This window comes from Streptomyces sp. 2P-4, from assembly GCF_030167965.1.
In the GTDB taxonomy this organism is placed as follows: domain Bacteria; phylum Actinomycetota; class Actinomycetes; order Streptomycetales; family Streptomycetaceae; genus Streptomyces; species Streptomyces globosus_A.
Genome location: NZ_CP095011.1, coordinates 5,080,523 through 5,097,682, shown reverse-complemented (window position 1 = coordinate 5,097,682; position 17,160 = coordinate 5,080,523). Strand labels below are relative to the sequence as shown.

Annotated in this window: 11 protein-coding genes; 7 read left to right on the top strand and 4 right to left on the bottom strand. The window is 74.9% G+C overall.

Annotated elements, in window-relative coordinates:
- Both MUK52_RS22565 and MUK52_RS22560 read right to left on the bottom strand, forming a co-directional pair.
- Nucleotides 1-1,503 carry a PepSY-associated TM helix domain-containing protein gene (locus MUK52_RS22565; RefSeq protein ID WP_284579538.1) on the bottom strand — a complete coding sequence of 501 codons (1,503 nt, stop codon included), beginning with the start codon at nucleotides 1,501-1,503 and terminating at the stop codon, nucleotides 1-3.
- Between the two features lie 90 nt (nucleotides 1,504-1,593).
- A complete protein-coding gene (locus tag MUK52_RS22560; RefSeq protein WP_284579536.1) occupies nucleotides 1,594-2,406 on the bottom strand; it encodes a hypothetical protein in 813 nt (270 codons plus the stop codon).
- Nucleotides 2,407-2,734: 328 nt separating this feature from the next.
- Here MUK52_RS22560 and MUK52_RS22555 point away from each other — a divergent pair, with 328 nt between their 5' ends.
- From MUK52_RS22555 to MUK52_RS22525, 7 genes are all read left to right on the top strand, one after another.
- Nucleotides 2,735-3,283, top strand: coding sequence for a rhomboid-like protein (locus tag MUK52_RS22555; RefSeq protein WP_246042670.1), 549 nt, complete (start codon nucleotides 2,735-2,737; stop codon nucleotides 3,281-3,283).
- A 68-nt stretch (nucleotides 3,284-3,351) separates the two neighbouring features.
- Nucleotides 3,352-4,152, top strand: coding sequence for a tyrosine-protein phosphatase (locus MUK52_RS22550; RefSeq protein WP_114057303.1), 801 nt, complete (start codon nucleotides 3,352-3,354; stop codon nucleotides 4,150-4,152).
- A gap of 178 nt (nucleotides 4,153-4,330) precedes the next feature.
- Nucleotides 4,331-6,283 (top strand): hypothetical protein, encoded by a 1,953-nt coding sequence (locus tag MUK52_RS22545; protein ID WP_284579534.1) that lies wholly within the window; start codon nucleotides 4,331-4,333, stop codon nucleotides 6,281-6,283.
- A gap of 209 nt (nucleotides 6,284-6,492) precedes the next feature.
- Nucleotides 6,493-7,389 (top strand): metal-dependent hydrolase, encoded by an 897-nt coding sequence (locus MUK52_RS22540; protein WP_284579532.1) that lies wholly within the window; start codon nucleotides 6,493-6,495, stop codon nucleotides 7,387-7,389.
- Nucleotides 7,386-8,456 (top strand): PDR/VanB family oxidoreductase, encoded by a 1,071-nt coding sequence (locus tag MUK52_RS22535; protein ID WP_284579529.1) that lies wholly within the window; start codon nucleotides 7,386-7,388, stop codon nucleotides 8,454-8,456. The genes MUK52_RS22540 and MUK52_RS22535 overlap by 4 nt, the downstream gene beginning before the upstream one ends.
- A gap of 53 nt (nucleotides 8,457-8,509) precedes the next feature.
- On the top strand, nucleotides 8,510-9,265 hold the full coding sequence (locus tag MUK52_RS22530; RefSeq protein ID WP_284579527.1) for a TetR/AcrR family transcriptional regulator: 756 nt from the start codon (nucleotides 8,510-8,512) through the stop codon (nucleotides 9,263-9,265).
- A gap of 36 nt (nucleotides 9,266-9,301) precedes the next feature.
- Nucleotides 9,302-9,823, top strand: a complete 522-nt coding sequence (locus tag MUK52_RS22525; protein WP_174250544.1) for a GNAT family N-acetyltransferase — start codon at nucleotides 9,302-9,304, stop codon at nucleotides 9,821-9,823.
- Here the strand turns inward: MUK52_RS22525 and pulA are convergent.
- Nucleotides 9,810-15,218 carry a pullulanase-type alpha-1,6-glucosidase gene (gene pulA, locus MUK52_RS22520; RefSeq protein WP_284579524.1) on the bottom strand — a complete coding sequence of 1,803 codons (5,409 nt, stop codon included), beginning with the start codon at nucleotides 15,216-15,218 and terminating at the stop codon, nucleotides 9,810-9,812. The genes MUK52_RS22525 and pulA overlap by 14 nt on opposite strands.
- A gap of 87 nt (nucleotides 15,219-15,305) precedes the next feature.
- Complete coding sequence (locus MUK52_RS22515; RefSeq protein ID WP_114057310.1) at nucleotides 15,306-17,045, bottom strand: carbohydrate-binding module family 20 domain-containing protein; 1,740 nt, start codon at nucleotides 17,043-17,045, stop codon at nucleotides 15,306-15,308.
- Between the last annotated feature and the right edge of the window lie 115 nt (nucleotides 17,046-17,160).

Here is a 17,160-nt window from a genome sequence, read left to right as displayed (position 1 = left end):
CTAGCCGGCGGCCCCGGCCTCCGCCTTGGCGCGGCGGCCGGCGAGGGCGCCGAGCAGCATGTCGACCGCGAGGAACACGACGAGGCTGAGGCCGAGCAGCGGCACGAACCAGCCGACGACGGCGGTCGCGGCGGCGAGCGGCAGCAGCAGCGTCACGGGCAGCTTGCGCCAGGCGCCGCGCGGCTGGGCGCGCCCGGCAGACAGGGCGCGGTCCTTGGTGGGCCGGCGCAGCCACCACATGCGGTAGCCCCAGAAGACCAGCAGCATGACCGCGAGGGCGAGGGCCGCGAGAGCGATCTGGTTGGCGAGCCCGAAGGTCTGGCCCATGTGCAGGTCGATGCCGAAGCGGGTCAGTTTGGCGAGGAGCGGGTAGTCGGAGAAGCGCAGGACGTCCATGACGCGCCCGTCGGCGGGGTCGACGGCGACGGTGTCGAAGTGGACCGGGAACTCGCGGTCCTTCTCCTTGACGACGTAGCCGTTGCCCTTCGCCGGCAGGGTGACCTGCAGCCACTCGGTGGCGCCCGCCTCGCGTGCGGCGGCGACGGCCCGGTCGATGCCGATGTCGGCGGTCGGGGGCGCCGGGGGCATCTCCATGTCCTCGGTCATAACGTGCCCGGCGTGTTCGTCGCCGCCGGCGGCCTGGCCCGGGGTGAGGGAGGCGGAGACGGACGGGGTGGCTCCGCCGAGGCGGTCCTGGAGCTGTCCGATGTTCTCGCCGGCGTACTTCGACCAGGTCAGGCCGGTCGCGGAGAGGGCGACGAGGCCGAGGGCGGCCCACAGGCCGACGGTGCCGTGCCAGGAGAGGGTCCTGCGGCGGCCGGTGGCCTTGCGGTCGGGGACGACGAGGTGGGCCTTCCTCGTGCGGCGGCGGCCGATCCAGAGGGCGGCGCCGCCGAGGGCGACCACCCACATCCAGCTCGCGGCGAGTTCGCTGTAGTTCCGGCCGAACTCGCCGAGCTGGAGGCTGGCGTGGAACTCGCTGAGCCAGGCGCGCAGCGGCAGGGCGTCGCCGTTCGTGGTCAGCGCGCCGTCGACCTGGGCGGTGTACGGGTCGACGAAGACGGTGCGGGTCTCGCCCTCGGCGAGTCCCGGCGCCTCCATGATCACGCGCGTGGTGGCCTCGGCTTCGGGCGCGGGCCACACGGCGACGACCTTGCCTTCGGGTTCGGCGTGCCGGGCGGCGGCGATCTGGGTGCTGAGCGGTACGGCGGCCTCGCCGACGCGGTCGACGGTCAGCTCGTCCGCGTAGAGGATCTTCTCGGCCTGCCAGGAGCCCGCGTACAGCAGGCCGGTGGCGGCGGCGAGGAAGAGCAGCGGGGCTATGAGGAGGCCCGCGTAGAAGTGCATGCGCAGCAGGAGCGGCCGCAGGGCCGCCCAGCCGCCGGGCCGGGCCTCGGGGGCCGGCCGGTCGGCCGGCGCGGGTCGGGGTCCGGGGGTTTCGGTTTCGGTGTCGGCGGCGTCCGCGGTGCGGGCGGCGGCGCCTTGGGCCTCGTCGAGAGACATGGGTGTCCTGTTCGTGTGGGCGAAGACATGGGGGAACCGGCCCCCTGTCTCGCCCCGCCCTGCCTCCGCGCACGGCGGGAGGCGCGCCGGTCAGGCGCGGGCGGCACGGCCGGGGGCCGTGAAGGTGGTGTCGAGGGCACTGCCGGGCCGGCGGGGCGGTCCGCGGCGGACGAGGGTGTGGGCGTGGACGGCTCCGCGCAGCCGGCGCGGCGGCGTGTGAGCGGGCCGCCGGGGTGCGGGCGGCCGCGGGGTCAGGGCGGCGCGTGCCCGTACGAGGGCCAGGGCGCGGGCGAGCGGGCGGGCGGCATGGACGGCGGCCGCGCCGAGGGCTGCGGCGAGCCGGAAGACGGCGGCCTCGCCGCGGGCGAGCCAGGCGGCGCACAGGAGCGCGGCGAGCAGGTGGGCGGCGAGCATGCCCAGCCCGCCGTGCCCGGCGGTGTCGGCCAGTCGGCCGGCGGCGTCGGCGAGGGAGGTCCCGCCGGCGGCGAGGGCGTCGGCGCCCGCGGCGGCGTGCGGGTCGGGGGCTCCGGCGGGGAGCACCGTGCCGTGGAGGTGGTGGTGGCCGGGCATCGGCTCGGCGAGGGCGGAGACGGGGGCAGGAGCGGGGGCCGGAGCCGGGGCCGCCGGGGCGGCCGCGTGGTGGTGGCCGGCGGCGGTGCCGGAGAAGGCGAGGTGCAGGGCTCCCTGGGCGGCGAGCAGGGCCGCGCCGATGGGGAGGGGGCCGCGGCGGTGGCCGGCGGCGAGCCAGGCGAGGGCGCCGGTCGCGGCGAAGGCCGCGAGCAGACCGCGGGGCGGGATGTCGGCGCCGGACATCAGGGCGTGCCCCGCGGCGCCCAGCGCGGTGCACACCGCCGCGAAGAGCGCGGCTCGTGTGGCGCGCAGGGGCGCGGGTTCACCTGACATGGCCGGAACATGCTCGCACAGGCCCGGCAGAGGCGGAACGTCGGCTACCGGCCCCGGCGGGGCGCGCCGCGGGCCGTTGGCCGATCATGGTCGGATGAATCCGACGCCTTTGCCGGGGCCGGTGCCGGCGCGGGGGCCGCGCCCCGCGCCCGGGCCGTTGCCGGCCGCCGCCCGGCCCGCCCCCGCTCCGCGCCCGGCGGGGTCCCTGTCCGGCCTGCCGCCCGCCGGGGCGCCGGGTGCGTGGCCGTGGCCGCTGACCGGTGCGTGGCGGGGGCGTCTGCCGGTCCCCCGCCCGCTGCCGCTGGGCGGGGCGGCGTACACGGTCGGCGTGCAGCTCGGGGCGTACGCGCTGGCCGTGCTGGAGGCCCCCGGGCGGGAGCGGCTGCTGCGCGGCTGCTCGACGAACGTCGACAACCTCGCCGCGGGCCGCTGGGAGACGCTGCTGAGCAGTGCCCTGGTGGTCGAGGAGCCGATGCCGCTCCCGTACGCGCTCCTGCTCGTCGCGGTGCTCGGGTATGCGGAGTACGCGTACGGGGCCTGGTGGACGGCCGGGGTGTTCCTGTTCGGACACGTCACGGCGACGCTGCTGGTGTACGGGGCGCTGCGGGGCCGGGCCGGGCCGGAGACCCGTCGGGCCCTGGACGTGGGGACCAGCTACGGGTTCAACGCCGTGCTCGGCGCGCTGACGTCGGCGCTGCCGCGCGGGCCGGTCCGCACGGCGACGCGGGTGGGGCTGCTGGCGGCCGCCGCGCAGCCGGTGCTGCGGCGGGGCCGGACGTTCACGGACGCCGGGCACCTGGCGGCGCTCGGGATAGGGGTCGGGCTGTCGCTCGCCTTCGATTACCTCTCCACCCGAAAAGCATCGAAAATCAGATGAACCAGCACAAAAACCCGTCACGCCCCGCCGACTCCCCCTCACCGCCGACCGACCCCCGGAGCCGCCCGATGACCGCCACCGCAACGCCCTCCACCACCGTCGCCAACCTCCGCGATCTCGGCGGCACCCCGCTGGCCGGCGGCCGCACCGTGCGGCCGGGCCTGGTGCTGCGCTCCGGCCAGCTCGACCGGATGGACGCGGCCGCCGACCCGGCGGTGGCCGCCCTCGGCCTGCGCACGGTCATCGACTTCCGGACGACCGTGGAGCGCGCGGAGTACCCGGACCGGATACCGCCGGGCGTGCGCCTGGTGGTGGAGGACGTGCTGGCGGACAAGGTGAGCGCGGGGCGGATGCCGGCCGCGTCGCAGCTGAAGGACCTCCTGTCGGATCCGGCGCTGGCGGAGGAGCACCTGGGCGGCGGCAAGGTGGCGGTGCTCTTCGCCGACATCTACCGGGCGCTGGTGAGCCTGCCGTCGGCGCAGGCCGCGTACCGGACGCTGCTGACGGAGCTGGCGGACCCGGAGGCGGGCCCGCTGCTGTTCCACTGCACGGCGGGCAAGGACCGTACGGGCTGGGGGGCGACGGTGGTGCTCGCGCTGCTCGGCGCCGACGACGACACCCTGATGGCCGAGTACCTGTCGGTGAATCCGGCCGTCCGGCAGGCCTTCGCCCGGATGATCGAGGGCTTCACCGTCTCGGGCGGCGATCCGGACATCGCGCTGGGCCTGATCGGGGTGTTCCCCTCCTACCTGGAGGCGGCGCTCGACGAGGTGAACACGCGGTACGGCTCGATGGAGAAGTACGTGCGCGAGGGGCTCGGCGTCCCGGACGGGACGGTGGAGGCGCTGCGCGCCCGCCTCATCCGCTGACGCCGGAGCCGCAGCCGCAGCCGCAGCCGCAGCCGGAGAAACGATCCGGCGGCGGGTCCCGCAGCCGGCCCCGAACGCGGCCCCGGCCCGGCCCCGAACCCGCCTCCTCCCCCGCCGGGCGCCCGGACGGGTGAGCCGGGAGCGGTGACCATCCGACCATTCGCTCGTTCTGCTGAACGTGACTGCGCCGGACACCGCCACCCGCCACCCGTCCCCCGCGCCGCTCGGCGTCGACGAGGCCGAGGCCGCGATCGTCGAGCACTATCCGCGGCTGGTGCGGCTCGCCTACCTGGTACTGCCGCCCTCGCTGGGCCGCCACCGGCGCGTGCTCACCGCACACGCCCTGGCGCAGCGGGCCCTGCCGCGCGGCCCCCGGCGCCCCTCCCGCGGCGGCGGCCGGCGGGCGCGGCAGGGCCTGCCCGGGCAGCGCGCCGGGGCGGCTGCCGCCGAGGCGGGGTACGCGTACGTCCGGCTGCGCGTCCTGCGCTCCGCCCTGGAGGCCGGGCTTCCGCTGACGTTCCGGGCGCTGCCGAAGCGGGCGCAGCTGCCGGGCCTGCTCCCGCAGGTGTGGGGGCTGCGGCTGTTCCCCCGTGCGGGCGGGGCCGAGGAGCTGGCGCTGGACCAGTGGCTGGCCACCCTCGACGGGCCGGGCCGGGCCGCTTGCGTGCTGCGCGCGCTGGAGGGGCTGCCGGAGCCGGAGGTGCTGCGGGTGCTCGCCGGGGCGGGGGTTGCGGATCCGGCCGCGGCGGTCGCTGAGTCGGGGGACCCGGTCCACGACGCCCTGTTCGCCGCCCCCGAGTTCGATCCGTGCGTGCTCCAGGCCCGCCCCACCGACCTGCTGCGCCGGCGCCGCCTCGGGCGGGCCGCGGCGGCGGCGGGCGCCGCGCTCGCGGTGTGCGGGGCACTGCTCGCCCTGCCCGCCGGGGGTTGGGGTGCGGACGGGGCCGCGGCCCCGCCGTACGCGAAGAACGCCGCGGCCGAGCAGGCCCTGGACCCGGACAGGCTGATCCGGGTCGTCCCGTCGCTGTGGCGTACGTCGTCCCGTACGGGGTTCTCGACCTGGCCCGCCCGCGGCGACCGCGCCGGCGACTCCGCGCTGCTGCGCCGCGCGCTGGCCGTGTGGGCGCGGCCCGGCGCGACCGTCGCCGCGTCGGCGACGCCCGGCACCCCGCCCGGCCCGCCGATGGGCCCGGCGCAGCTGCTGTTCGCGGGGACCGTCGACCAGGCGGTCGTGGTGCTGCTGTACGACGGCCTGCGCGTGGTGCGGTACGCGGAGCCGGTCGCGGGGACCTCCGCGGCGGCGCTGGACTTCGCCCGGGCGGACGGCGCGTCCGCGGAGACCGCGTCGGCGCTGGTGCTGGGCCGGGTCGACGGGAACGTCCGCTACCTGACGGCCCCGTGGGTGACCGGTGTTGCGGTACGGGACCTGCTGAAGCCGGGCGGGGAGCCGACGGCGCTGAAGCCGGACAGGCACGGCGTCACCCCGCCCGTGCCGAGCCCCGCCCCCGGCGGCACCTGCACCTCCTGGAACGCGCTGGCCGTCACCGGCGACGGCGGGAGCCGGCTGGTCACCGACCTCGGCGAGCTGGTCCCGGCCCGGCTGACCTCGGGCGCACCGGGCGCCGAGCGGGACGTGGCGCAGGCCGGGGAACTCGGCGAGTGGTCGAAGATCGCCTGCCTGCTGCCGTCGTTCCGCTCGAACGGGGTCCGCTCGGTGAACGCCTGGGCGTACGCCCGGCAGTCCCTGCCGGAGGGCGGGGGCACGGCGTCGTGGCTGTGCACGCGGGCCGAGACCTGGGCGGGCGTACGGGACCGGGTGCAGGCGCAGTTCCTGGCGCCGGGCCAGGAGGTGGCGGCGCAGGCCGCGCAGGCGGAGGGCTCGCCGGCCTGCGGTCCGCGGGAGCCGCGCGTCCTGGCGGGCGTGCAGTGGAAGTCGAAGGCGGGCCAGTGGTACGTGCTGGCCGCGGGCAGCGCCCAGTTCGCCTCGCTGTCGGCGTCGGGCGGCGGGGTGAGCGGGTCGTCCGCGAGCAGCCGGCTGGCGGTGAAGGCGCCGGCGGGCGCGCAGGTCACCCTGTCGGGCAGGCTCACGGACGGGACGAAGGCTGCGCCGTTGGGCGGGGCGCAGCAGTGACGGCGCCGGGCCGCACGCACCCGCGCCGGTGACGGCGGTGACGGCCGTCACGGCGGTCACGGGTGGGGGCATGGTTCCCTCTCGGGACGGCTGTTGAGCGAGGTGCCCCTGGGGCGCACGGGGATCGCGCGCGGCCGGGGAAGGCAGCCGGGGCCGCCCGGGGATGCCGAGGGGTTTTCCCGCCCCGCGCCCGCCAGTACATTGACGCCATGTCTAATAGGCCGCTCGCCCCCGCCCGCGTGGCGTCGGAGCACACGGAGCTCAAGGCGCGGAACGTGTCCTTCGGCTGGGAGGACACCCCGCTCCACTGGCTGCCCGGCGATCCCTTCGCCACGCACACCATCAACGTGCTGCACCTGCTCCTGCCCGCGGGCGAGCGGTGGTTCGTGCACGTCTTCAAGCAGGTGCTCCCGCACATCCGGGACGAGCGGCTGCGCGCGGACGTGATCGGGTTCATCGGGCAGGAGGCCGTGCACGCCGCCGCGCACGACGACGTGCTGCCGCACCTGAGGCGGCAGGGCCTGGACCCCACCCCGTACACCGCCCAGGTCGACTGGGTCTTCGAGAAGCTGCTCGGCGACCGGACCCTGCCGCCCGGCAGGGCGCGGCACTGGTGGCTCATGGAGCGGGTCGCGATGATCGCGGCGATCGAGCACTACACGGCGTTCCTCGGCGACTGGATGCTCAACGCGGACGAGCTGGACCGCCGCGGCGCCGACCCGGTGATGCTCGACCTGCTGCGCTGGCACGGCGCCGAGGAGGTCGAGCACCGCTCGGTGGCCTTCGACCTGTTCCTGCACGTCGACGGCGGCTACCGGCGGCGCGTGCGGACGTGGGCGACCGCGTTCGCGTCTCTGGTGTGGCTGTGGCAGCGGGGCGTCCGCTTCTTCATGGACAACGACCCCGAGCTGGTCGGCGCCAAGGCCTCGGTCGGGCAGTTCTTCCGGGCCGGCCAGCAGGGGGTGCTGCCCTCCACCGGGGCGATGCTGAAGTCCATACCGACCTACCTGTCCCGTACGTACCACCCGTCGCAGGAGGGTTCCACGGCCCAGGCGGCGGCCTACCTGGCCTCCTCCCCCGGGGCGAACGGGGGTGCCCGGCCGTGACACGGGCCCTGAAAGCCGCCGCGGTGGCGGGCGCGGTCCTCGTGGCCCGCCGCGCCCTGCGCGCACGCATATCCCGCTCGCCGCTGTGGCCGCTGCCCGCGCTGGCCGAGCCGGTGTCCGGGCACTCGCCGCGCCGCCGGCTGCGCGCGCGGATCGCCTCCCGCACCGAGCCCGCGCAGGGCGTGGTGCGGCTGGTGCTGGAGTCGCCCGAGCTGCCGGAGTGGACCCCGGGGGCGCATGTGGACGTCCTGCTGCCGTCCGGGCTGGTACGCCAGTACAGCCTGTGCGGGGACCCCGCCGACCGCGGCCGCTACACGATCGCGGTCCGGCTGGTGGAGGACGGCCGGGGCGGCTCCCGCGAGGTGCACGACCGGCTCGCCGAGGGCGGTGTGCTGGAACTGCGGCCTCCGCGCAACCGGTTCGCCCTGGAGCCGGCCGCCTCGTACGTGTTCGTCGCCGGCGGCATCGGCATCACCCCGGTCCTGCCGATGGTCCGCGCGGCCGCCGCGGCCGGCGCCGACTGGAGGCTGCTGTACGGGGGGCGCAGCCGCGCCGCCATGCCGTTCCTTCCGGAGCTGGCCGGACTCGACTCCGCCGCCGGGAGGTCCTCCCGCGTCCGCGTCGTCCCCGAGGACGAAGCCGGGCTGCCCGACCTCGCCGCCCTGCTCGCCGGGGCCCCGCCGGACGCGCTCGTGTACGCCTGCGGCCCCGAGCCGCTGACCGCCGCGCTCCTCGCCGCCGCCCCCGACCCCTCCCGCGTACGGCTGGAACGTTTCGCCCCAGCCTCCTCCGGCACCGCAGGCGACCGGCCGTTCACCGTCGAGCTGCGCCGCTCCGGCCGCACGGTCGAGGTCGCGGCCGGCGAGTCGGCGCTGGCCGCCGTCCGCCGCGAGCTGCCCGACACCCCGTACTCCTGCGGGCAGGGCTTCTGCGGCACCTGCCGGCAGCGGGTCCTGGCGGGCCCGGTGGACCACCGCGACGGGCTTCTCACCGACGCCGAGCAGGCGGACTCGATGCTGCTGTGCGTCTCCCGCGCACGGGGGGAACGCCTGGTCCTGGACCTGTGACCGGCGGGGCCGCGCCCCAAGGACCCGCCCCGGGCGGGCAGTAGGGTGTCGGCATGACAACCGGGGTGCGGCGCAGGATGGGTGTCGAGGAGCGGCGGGAGCAGCTGATCGCAGTGGCTCTCCAGCTGTTCAGCGACAGGTCGCCCGAGGACGTGTCGATCGACGAGATCGCGGCGGCGGCCGGCATATCGCGGCCGCTCGTCTACCACTACTTCCCGGGGAAGCTGAGCCTGTACGAGGCCGCGCTGCGGCGGGCAGCCGACGAGCTGGCGCAGCGGTTCGACGAGCCGCTGGAAGGACCGCTCGGGACGCGGCTGCTGCGGGTGATGGGCCGGTTCTTCGCGTTCGTCGACGAGCACGGGCCCGGCTTCTCCGCGCTGATGCGGGGCGGTCCGGCCGTCGGGTCCACGCGGACCAACGCGCTGGTCGAGGAGGTGCGGCAGGCCGCGTACGAGCAGATCCTGCGGCACCTGGGGATCGGCGAGCCGCCGGCGCGGCTGCGCCTCGTCGTCCGCTCGTGGGTCTCGCTCGCCGAGTCGACGGCGCTGCTGTGGCTGGACGGGCGGGAGATCCCGCGCGCGGAGCTGGAGCTCCAGCTGGTGCACGACTTCGCGGCACTGGCCGCCGTGAGCGCCGCGTACAACGCGGAGATGGCCGGGGTGCTGGCGCGGATCCTGGCGCACGAGCCGGCGGACGGGCCGTTCGGCGAACTGGTGGCGCGCCTCGCGTCACTCGTCCCGGGCGACGCGGGCCCGACGCGCGAACCGGCGCCTGACCCGATGCCCGGACCTGCCCCCGAGCCCCGGTGATCATCACGTGATAATGCGCGCGTGAGCATTGACGACATGATCCTGTTCCGGCGGGCCGTGGAGACGGATGCCGCCATGCTGGCGGGCCTGTTCGACCGGGCCGCCCGGTGGATGCAGCAGAACGGCATCGAGCAGTGGAAGCCCGGGGACAGGGACGCCGCGCACTTCGCGGCGCGGATGCGCGACGGCGAGGTGTGGCTCGCGGTCGGCTCCGAGGGGCGGATCGCCGGCGCGTACGAGCTGTGGTGGTCGGACGAGGAGGCCTGGGGCGTGCAGCCCCCGGTCGCCGGGTACGTCCACCGGCTGATGGTGGAGCGCCGGACCGCGCCCGCGGGGACCGGCCGGCGGATGCTCGAACACGCCGAGCGCCGGATCGCCGGCTCGGGCCTGCCGCGGGCGCGGCTGGACTGCCTCTCCACCAACCCCCGGCTGCTCGCGTACTACCAGGACGCGGGCTACCGGGTGGTCGGGGAGTTCCCCCACAAGGAGGGCAGGGACGGCCGCGTCTACGGAGTGGTCCTCCTGGAGAAGCGGCTGGACCGGCTCAGCGTCGTGTGAACACCGCGACGGTCCTGGCCGGGACGGTGAACCCTCCCGTCCTCGCCTCGTACGCGGCCTTCCGGGCCACCGGGTCGGAGCCCGCGGCCTGCACCGGGTGGAGCAGGTAGCCGGTGCCGGCGAGGGCGGGGACGCGCTGCTCCTGCGTCTGCGGGGTGGCGTTGAAGACGACGGCGAGGTCGCCGAGCACCATCGTGATGACCCCGGGCGTCTCCTCCTTCCCGGAGAGCGGGAAGGAGAGCGCCGCCTGGACCTGTTCCGCCGTGCCGAGCCGGAAGGACGGCTCGGTGGTGCGGATGCGCAGCAGGTCGCGGTAGGCGGCCGAGGCGCCGCTGATCTCGGTGCAGCCGGGGGCGGGGCCGGTCAGCAGGGGCTTGGCGTACGTCCACTTCGGCTTGTTGTCGGCTGCCGGGGGCAGGCCGCGGCCGAAGCCGTTGCCGGCGCGGCAGTCCCAGTGGATGGCGTTGAACCAGTCCCCGCTGTCGTAGGAGTTGCGGTCGAGGGACTTGGAGCGGAGCAGGTCCGTGCCGGCCTGGGACAGGGCGGGGCCCTGGGAGAGCGCGGAGACGGCCATCGCCAGGACCTGCATGCGGGCCCGGTCGGCGGTGGGGGTGTCCTGCGGGAGCTTGAACGCCAGGGCGTCGTAGAGGGTTTCGTTGTCGTGGGCGTCGGAGTAGGCGAGGGCGTCGCCGGGGGCGGCCGCGTAGCCGGCCGGGGCGCCGTTGTAGTCGACCTCGGAGCCCTTGACGCGGCGCCCCGAGGTGTCGGTGAAGGCGTACGAGGCGAGGTTGCCGGAGAGGCCGACCTTGATCAGGTCCTGGTCGTGCAGCAGGCGGGCCCGCTGCTCGGCCGGGCTGCCGTTCGCGGGCGAGCCGTTGGGGGCGGTGAACAGGCCGGAGGCGAAGCCCTGGACGCGCGGGTCCTCGTCGAAGGGGCCGCCGCCGCGGACGGCGTCGCGGGCCCGGTCGGAGAAGGTGGCGATGCCGGTGCCCGCCATGTTGGCCTGGGTGGCCTGGACGAAGCGGGCGTTGTTCGCGACCTCGCCGAAGTTCCAGCCCTCGCCGTAGAGGATGATCCGCTTGCCGTCGACGCCGTCCTTCTCCATGGTGAGGGCGTCGAGGGCCTTGCGGACGGCCAGGATGTTGTCCTTCGGGTGGTGTCCCATCAGGTCGAAGCGGAAGCCGTCGACCTTGTACTCCTTCGCCCAGGTGGTGATCGAGTCGACGACGAGGCGGCCCATCATGGCGTTCTCGGGGGCGGTGTTGGCGCAGCAGGTGGAGGTGGCGACGCTGCCGTCGGGCAGGAGCCGCTGGTAGTAGCCGGGGACGATCCGGTCGAGGACGGACTTGCCGTCCTGCCCGGCGGCCACGGTGTGGTTGTAGACGACGTCCATGACCGTGCGCAGGCCGGCGCCATTCAGCGCCTGGACCATCTTGCGGAACTCGACGGTCCGGGCGGTGCCGTCCGGGTTGCTCGCGTAGCTGCCCTCCGGGACGGTGTAGTGCAGGGGGTCGTAGCCCCAGTTGTAGGAGTCCTTCGCCGCCGCGGCGGCGATGCAGGCCTGCTGCTCCTCGGAGTCCGGTGCGTACACCTTCAGGTCGCAGGCGGGTTCGGTGCGGTCGCCGGGCTTCTCGGGGATGGTGCCGATGTCGAAGGCCGGCAGGAGGTGGACGTAGGAGGTGCCGGCGGCGGCGAGGCCGCGCAGGTGCCGCATGCCCCGGGAGTCGGCGTCGGTGAAGGCCAGGTACTGGCCGGGGTGCTTGCTGGTGGGGTCGGCGACGGAGAAGTCGCGGATGTGGAGTTCCTGGATCTGCGCGTTGGTGAAGGGGACCGCGGCGGGCTTGCGCAGCTGCCGCCAGCCGGGCGGGGCCAGCTTCGGGTCGGCGAGGTCGACGGCGAGGCTCGCCGCCGAGTCCGCGGTCAGGGCGGTGGAGTACGGGTCGGTGACCAGGTTGCGTACGATCTGCCGGGCCCCGGGCGCCCAGACGGTGACGGCGTACCGGTAGGGCTTGCCGGTCCAGGAGCGCTCGCCGCGCGCCGACCAGACGCCGGTGGCGTCGTCGCGGCGCATCGGCAGGATGCGGCCGTCGAGTTCGAGCTCGACGGTGCGGGCGGTCGGCGCCCACACCGACAGGGTGGGACGGCCGTCCTTGAAGACGGGGCCGAGCGCGCTGTTGTTCGCGTACAGGTCGTCGAGGACCCCGGCGAGCTGGACGCCGGTGGCGGCGAGGACCGCCCCGTTGGCGGCCCGGGCGGAGGCCGTGACCTGGCCGCGCAGGGCGCCCCGGACGCGGTCGCGGTCGCGGGCGTCCACGCGGTGCGCGGTGTGTCCGGCGAGGTGCGGGAACTTCTTCTTCTGCGCGTCGGTCAGCGTGCCGGGGGTGAGCCGGATCCACTGCGCCGTCCCGGTCAGGGTGCCGTTCTCGGCCTTGACCGACCCGTCGGCGGAGGCGAGGAGCTGGACGGACGCGGCGGCCGCGGGGGCGTTCCAGGCGACGGTGTCCCGGTCGATCCAGACGGCGTGCGCCGCGCCGAGGTCGAGGCCGGCGGCGGAGCCCGCGGGCTGCGGCAGCAGGTAGGGGGCCCGTCCGCCGAGCATCCACACCTCGTGGCCGACGGCCTTGAGGTCGAGGGACTGGTCGGTCGGGAGGTCCTTCTCGTCGCCCTTGTGGACGATGTAGCTCAGCGACTCGGCTCCGGCGGCGAGGGGCACCTCGAAGACGGCTCCGTAGGAGTCGATGCGGGCGGGGGCCAGCGGCTTGGACCAGTCGGTGGGGTGGGCGGCGCCGGCCCAGACGTGCAGGCCCCAGCCGTCGTAGTTCCCGTCGGCGCGCTGGTAGTGCAGGACGGCCTTGGTGCGGTCCTGCGGCGGGTAGGCGGGCCGCTCGGTGCGGACGGCCTCCTGGCCCTGCTCCAGCCAGACCTCGCCGGTGCGGGTCACGTCGAGGGTGCGGTCCGCGGCGACGTCCTTGTTGCCGTCCTTGTCGATGACGAGGTAGCCGATCGAGGAGGCGCCGGGCTTGAGGCGGACGTACGCGAACGCCCCGTAGGCGTCGCGGCCGGTGAAGGCGTGGCCCTCGGGCCAGGGCGTCGCCTCGCCCTCGGCGAGGTCGCCCCAGGCGTAGAGGCGCCAGTTCGTGTAGTCGCCGTCGGGGCGGCGGTAGTGGACGACGGCGTACTCGCGCTGCGTCGCGGTGGGCACTCCGGGGGGCGGCAGCTGCCCGGCGGTCGATGCGGCGAGCGCGCTCGCGGTGCGTCCGGCGGAGTCGACGGCGACGGCCTTGTACCGCAGCGGGGTGCCGGGCTTGGCGTCGACGTGCTGGGTGGTCTTGTAGGGGGCGTGGTCGGCGGAGCCGAGGACCTGCCAGGGGCCGTTGCCGGCCTGGGCGGCGAAGACGACCCGGTTCAGGCCGCCGCCGCTGACCTCGGCGGACACCTCGACGGTGCCGGCGGCACCGGCGGCCGGGGCCTTCAGCGTCAGCGCGGGCCTGTCCGCCGGGGCGGCGACCGGTTCGAGGGCCCTGAGGACGACCGTGCCGAGGGCGGGCAGCGGGACGGTCAGCTTGCCGTCGGCGGTGGCGCGGATGATCGCGGTCCCGCCGTACAGGGTGCGGTACTGGGCTCCGGCCGGGGCGTCGATGCGGACGGTGCGCTCCTCGGCCGCGTTGTTCGCGGCGACGAGGTACTCGTGCCGCGGGGCGGGGCGGGCCTTGTCCTTGCCGCCCTTGCCCTTGCCCTTGCCGCCCTTGCCGCCGGCGGCGGGGGCGTCGGTGCGGGCGAAGGCGTAGACGGAGCCGTCGTTCAGGCGCTCGCTCTGGACGCCGTCGCGCAGGGCCGGGTGCTCGCGGGTGAGCTTGGAGAGGGCGGCGATCTGCCGGTAGAGGGGGTGGGAGGGGTCGTAGGCGTCGGCGGCGTGCGTGCGGTCGGTGCCGAGCTGGTCGTCGTCGAGGTAGTCGGCGGTCCTGGACGCGAAGAGGGGCTGGCGGGCGTCCTTGTCGCCGCCGGCGCCGGTGAAGCCCTGTTCGTCGCCGGCGTAGACGACGGGGTTGCCGCGGCTGAGGAACATCAGCTCGTTGGCGAGCCGGTAGCGGGCCAGGAGCTCCTGTTCGCCGGCGCCGGGCCGGTCCTGGCGCAGGAAGGTGCCGAAGCGGCCCATGTCGTGGTTGCCGAGGAAGGTGACCTGCTCGTAGGCGTTCGCCTTGTCGGTGGTGTACCGGTAGTCGTCGGCGAGGACCGCGGAGAGGCGTCCGGCGCCGGCGCCCTGGGAGGCGTAGGCGCGGATGGCGTCCTGGAGCGGGAAGTCGAGGGTGGCGTCGAGTCGGCCGCGGGTCACGTAGGGGGAGGTGACGGCGGTGTCGGCGGAGTAGACCTCGCCGAACATGAAGAAGTCCTTGCGGCCCTGCTTGGCGGCGTACTTGTCGAGGGCGGTGGCCCACTGGGTCCAGAAGCCGGTGTTGACGTGCTTGACCGTGTCGATGCGGAAGCCGTCGATACGGAAGTCCTTGACCCACTTCTCGTAGATCTTCTGCATGCCGCTGACGACCTCGGGGCGCTCGGTCCACAGGTCGTCGAGGCCGAAGAAGTCGCCGTGCTCGGAGGACTCGCCGGCGAAGGTGGAGTCGCCCCGGTTGTGGTACATCGCCGGGTCGTTGAGCCAGGCGGGGACCTTCAGGTTCTTCTTCCCCTCGGGGACGAAGGGGGTGCGGGGGAACGCGGAGAGGTCGGTGGCGGGGAACTTGCGGCCGCCGGCCGCGTAGTCGGCGTCGTCGAAGGGGACGCCGTCCTTGGTGAGGTAGGGGAAGGCGCCCTTCGACAGGTAGGAGTAGGACTGCTCCTTGTAGTCGACGACGTCGGCGGTGTGGTTGGTGATGACGTCGAAGAAGACCTTCATCCCCTTGGCGTGTGCCTTGTCGATGAGCCGGGTGAGGTCGTCGTTGGTGCCGAAGTGCGGGTCGACCTGCGTGAAGTCGGTGATCCAGTAGCCGTGGTAGCCGGCGGAGACGTCGTCGCCCTTGCCCTGCACGGGCTGGTTCTTGAAGATCGGCGCCATCCAGATGGCGGTGGTGCCGAGCCCCTTGATGTAGTCCAGCCGGTCGGTGAGGCCCTTGAGGTCGCCGCCCTGGTAGAAGCCCTTGTCGGTGGGGTCGAGGCCGGTTTGCAGGCGGGTGCCGGTGAGGCCGCCGGTGTCGTTGCGGCGGTCGCCGTTGGCGAACCGGTCGGGGAGGACGAAGTAGAACTGCTCGCGGGTGAGGTCATGCCGTGCGGGCTCGGCGGCGAGTGCCGCGTCCGAGGGCGGGGCCGGCGGCCGGGTGGTGCCGGCGGCCGCGGCGGGCAGGGCGGGCAGGAGCGTCGCCGCCAGTGCGGCGGCGAGGACTCCTGCGGCTGGGCGGGTCAAGGCGTCGTCTCCTCGGGTGCGTGGAGAGGGCCGCCCGGCGCGGACCGGGTCCGGTGCGGGCGCCGGGCGGCCCTGGCAGCGGGTCGGTCAGTTGCGCCAGGTGTCGTTCAGGACGACCTTGCCGTCGGCCGGGACGGTGGCGGTGCGGTTGGCGCCGCTCTCCCAGGTGGTGTTCCCGGCGGCGTCGCGGCGGATGTACTTGTACGAGAACACGGTGCCGGGCGGCAGCTGCACGTCGAGCTTCCACACCGGGTAGGCGGCGGGGTCGAGCTTGGGCGCGGCGGCCGGGTTCCATCCGCCGAGTTCGGCGCGGTCGCCCGCGATGTGGATGTTCTGGCCGAACACGGTGGTGGCGTTGACGGCGAAGGACGCGCCGGTGCCGTCCTGGGTCCCGGAGCAGGTGCGGGCGCCGGTGTGCAGGGCGAGTGCGGTGCCGGGGGCGACGGTGGCGGTGAACCGGCCGTCCGAGCCGACGGTGACGGTCCGTCCGCTCTGCACGTCGCAGTAGGCGCCGCCGGGCAGGGAGGTCTGGAAGGTGCGGGTGAGGGCGTGGGACTCGTGGTTCAGGGCCACGTACGCCTTGCTGCCGCGGCCGAAGGCGATCTGGTCGCCGCCGTTGTCCCACCAGTCGGTGACGGCCTGCCCGCGGGCGGTGTTGCGGAAGCCGACCATCGAGGAGATCTCGCGCCAGGCGTGCTGGCACTTCCAGCCGTCGCTGTAGCAGGCGTTGACCGTGCCGCCGTTCGGCGGGCCGGCGTCCTTGTCGGTCCAGTCGTAGCCGGAGTGGACGTCCGGGGAGCCGTAGGGCCAGGCCAGCATGAAGACGTGGGCGAGGGTGTGGGCGGAGCCGTTCTTGTGGCTGAGGCTCTCGCCGTTGCGCTCGGTGTCGTGGTTGGCGACGAAGACGCCGGACTTGCCGGAGGACATGTAGCCCCAGGCCTCGCCGAAGTTCTTCAGGTAGGCGAGGTTCTCGGACTGGAAGATGCGCTTGAGGTCGCGGGCGTAGCGGAACTCCTGGACGTCGCCGCTGCCCAGGTACTCGCTCGGGTCGACGGCCTCGCCGGCGCCGTGGATCGCCTCGTGCTTCCAGTAGGCGCCGGGGTTGCTGAGCCGGGACTTGATGTTGGCCAGGTCGGTGGCCGGCATGTGCTTGGCGGCGTCGATGCGGAAGCCGTCGACGCCGAGCGAGAGCAGGTCGTTCAGGTAGCCGGCGATCCGGGAGCGGACGTGCTCCTCGCCGGTGTCGAGGTCGGCGAGCTGGACGAGCTCGCAGTTCTGGACGTTGGCGCGGTCGCGGTAGTTGTCGCCGATGGTGGTGCGGCAGTCGTCCATGTCGGCGCCGGTGTAGATGCCGGGGTAGTCGTACTTGCGGTAGGTGCTGCCGCCCGTGCCGGTGAGGGTGGCGTTCGCGTCGGCGGGGCCGGCCATGTGGTTGATGACGGAGTCCACGACGACCTTGACGCCGGCGGCGTGGCAGGTGTCGATCATCGCCTTGAAGGCGGCCCGGTCACCGAGCCGCGAGGCGATCTTGTAGCTGACCGGCTGGTACGAGGTCCACCACTGGGAGCCCTGGACGTGCTCCTGCGGCGGGGAGACCTGGACGTATCCGTACCCGGCGGGGCCGAGGCTGTCCGTGCAGGCCTTGGCGACCGAGTCGAAGCGCCATTCGAACAGCACGGCGGTGACGTCCTTGTCGCCGGGCGGGGACGCCTGGGCAGGGGGTGCCTGTGCGGTGAGGGTCGCGGCGGCGAGGGCGGCGGCGGCGAGCAGCGCGGCGCCGCTCGCCCGGCGTGGGGCGGCGGGCGGTCTGGCGTCGATGGCAGACATGCGGGGGCCTCCTGGCGGGAGAGGTTGGGGATTGTGGCGACCGTAGGGGCCGCCCCCGCGTGTTGCAAGACTTTGCGCAAGAGATTGCAGAATTGTTTCCGGCCGGTAGGTGCCC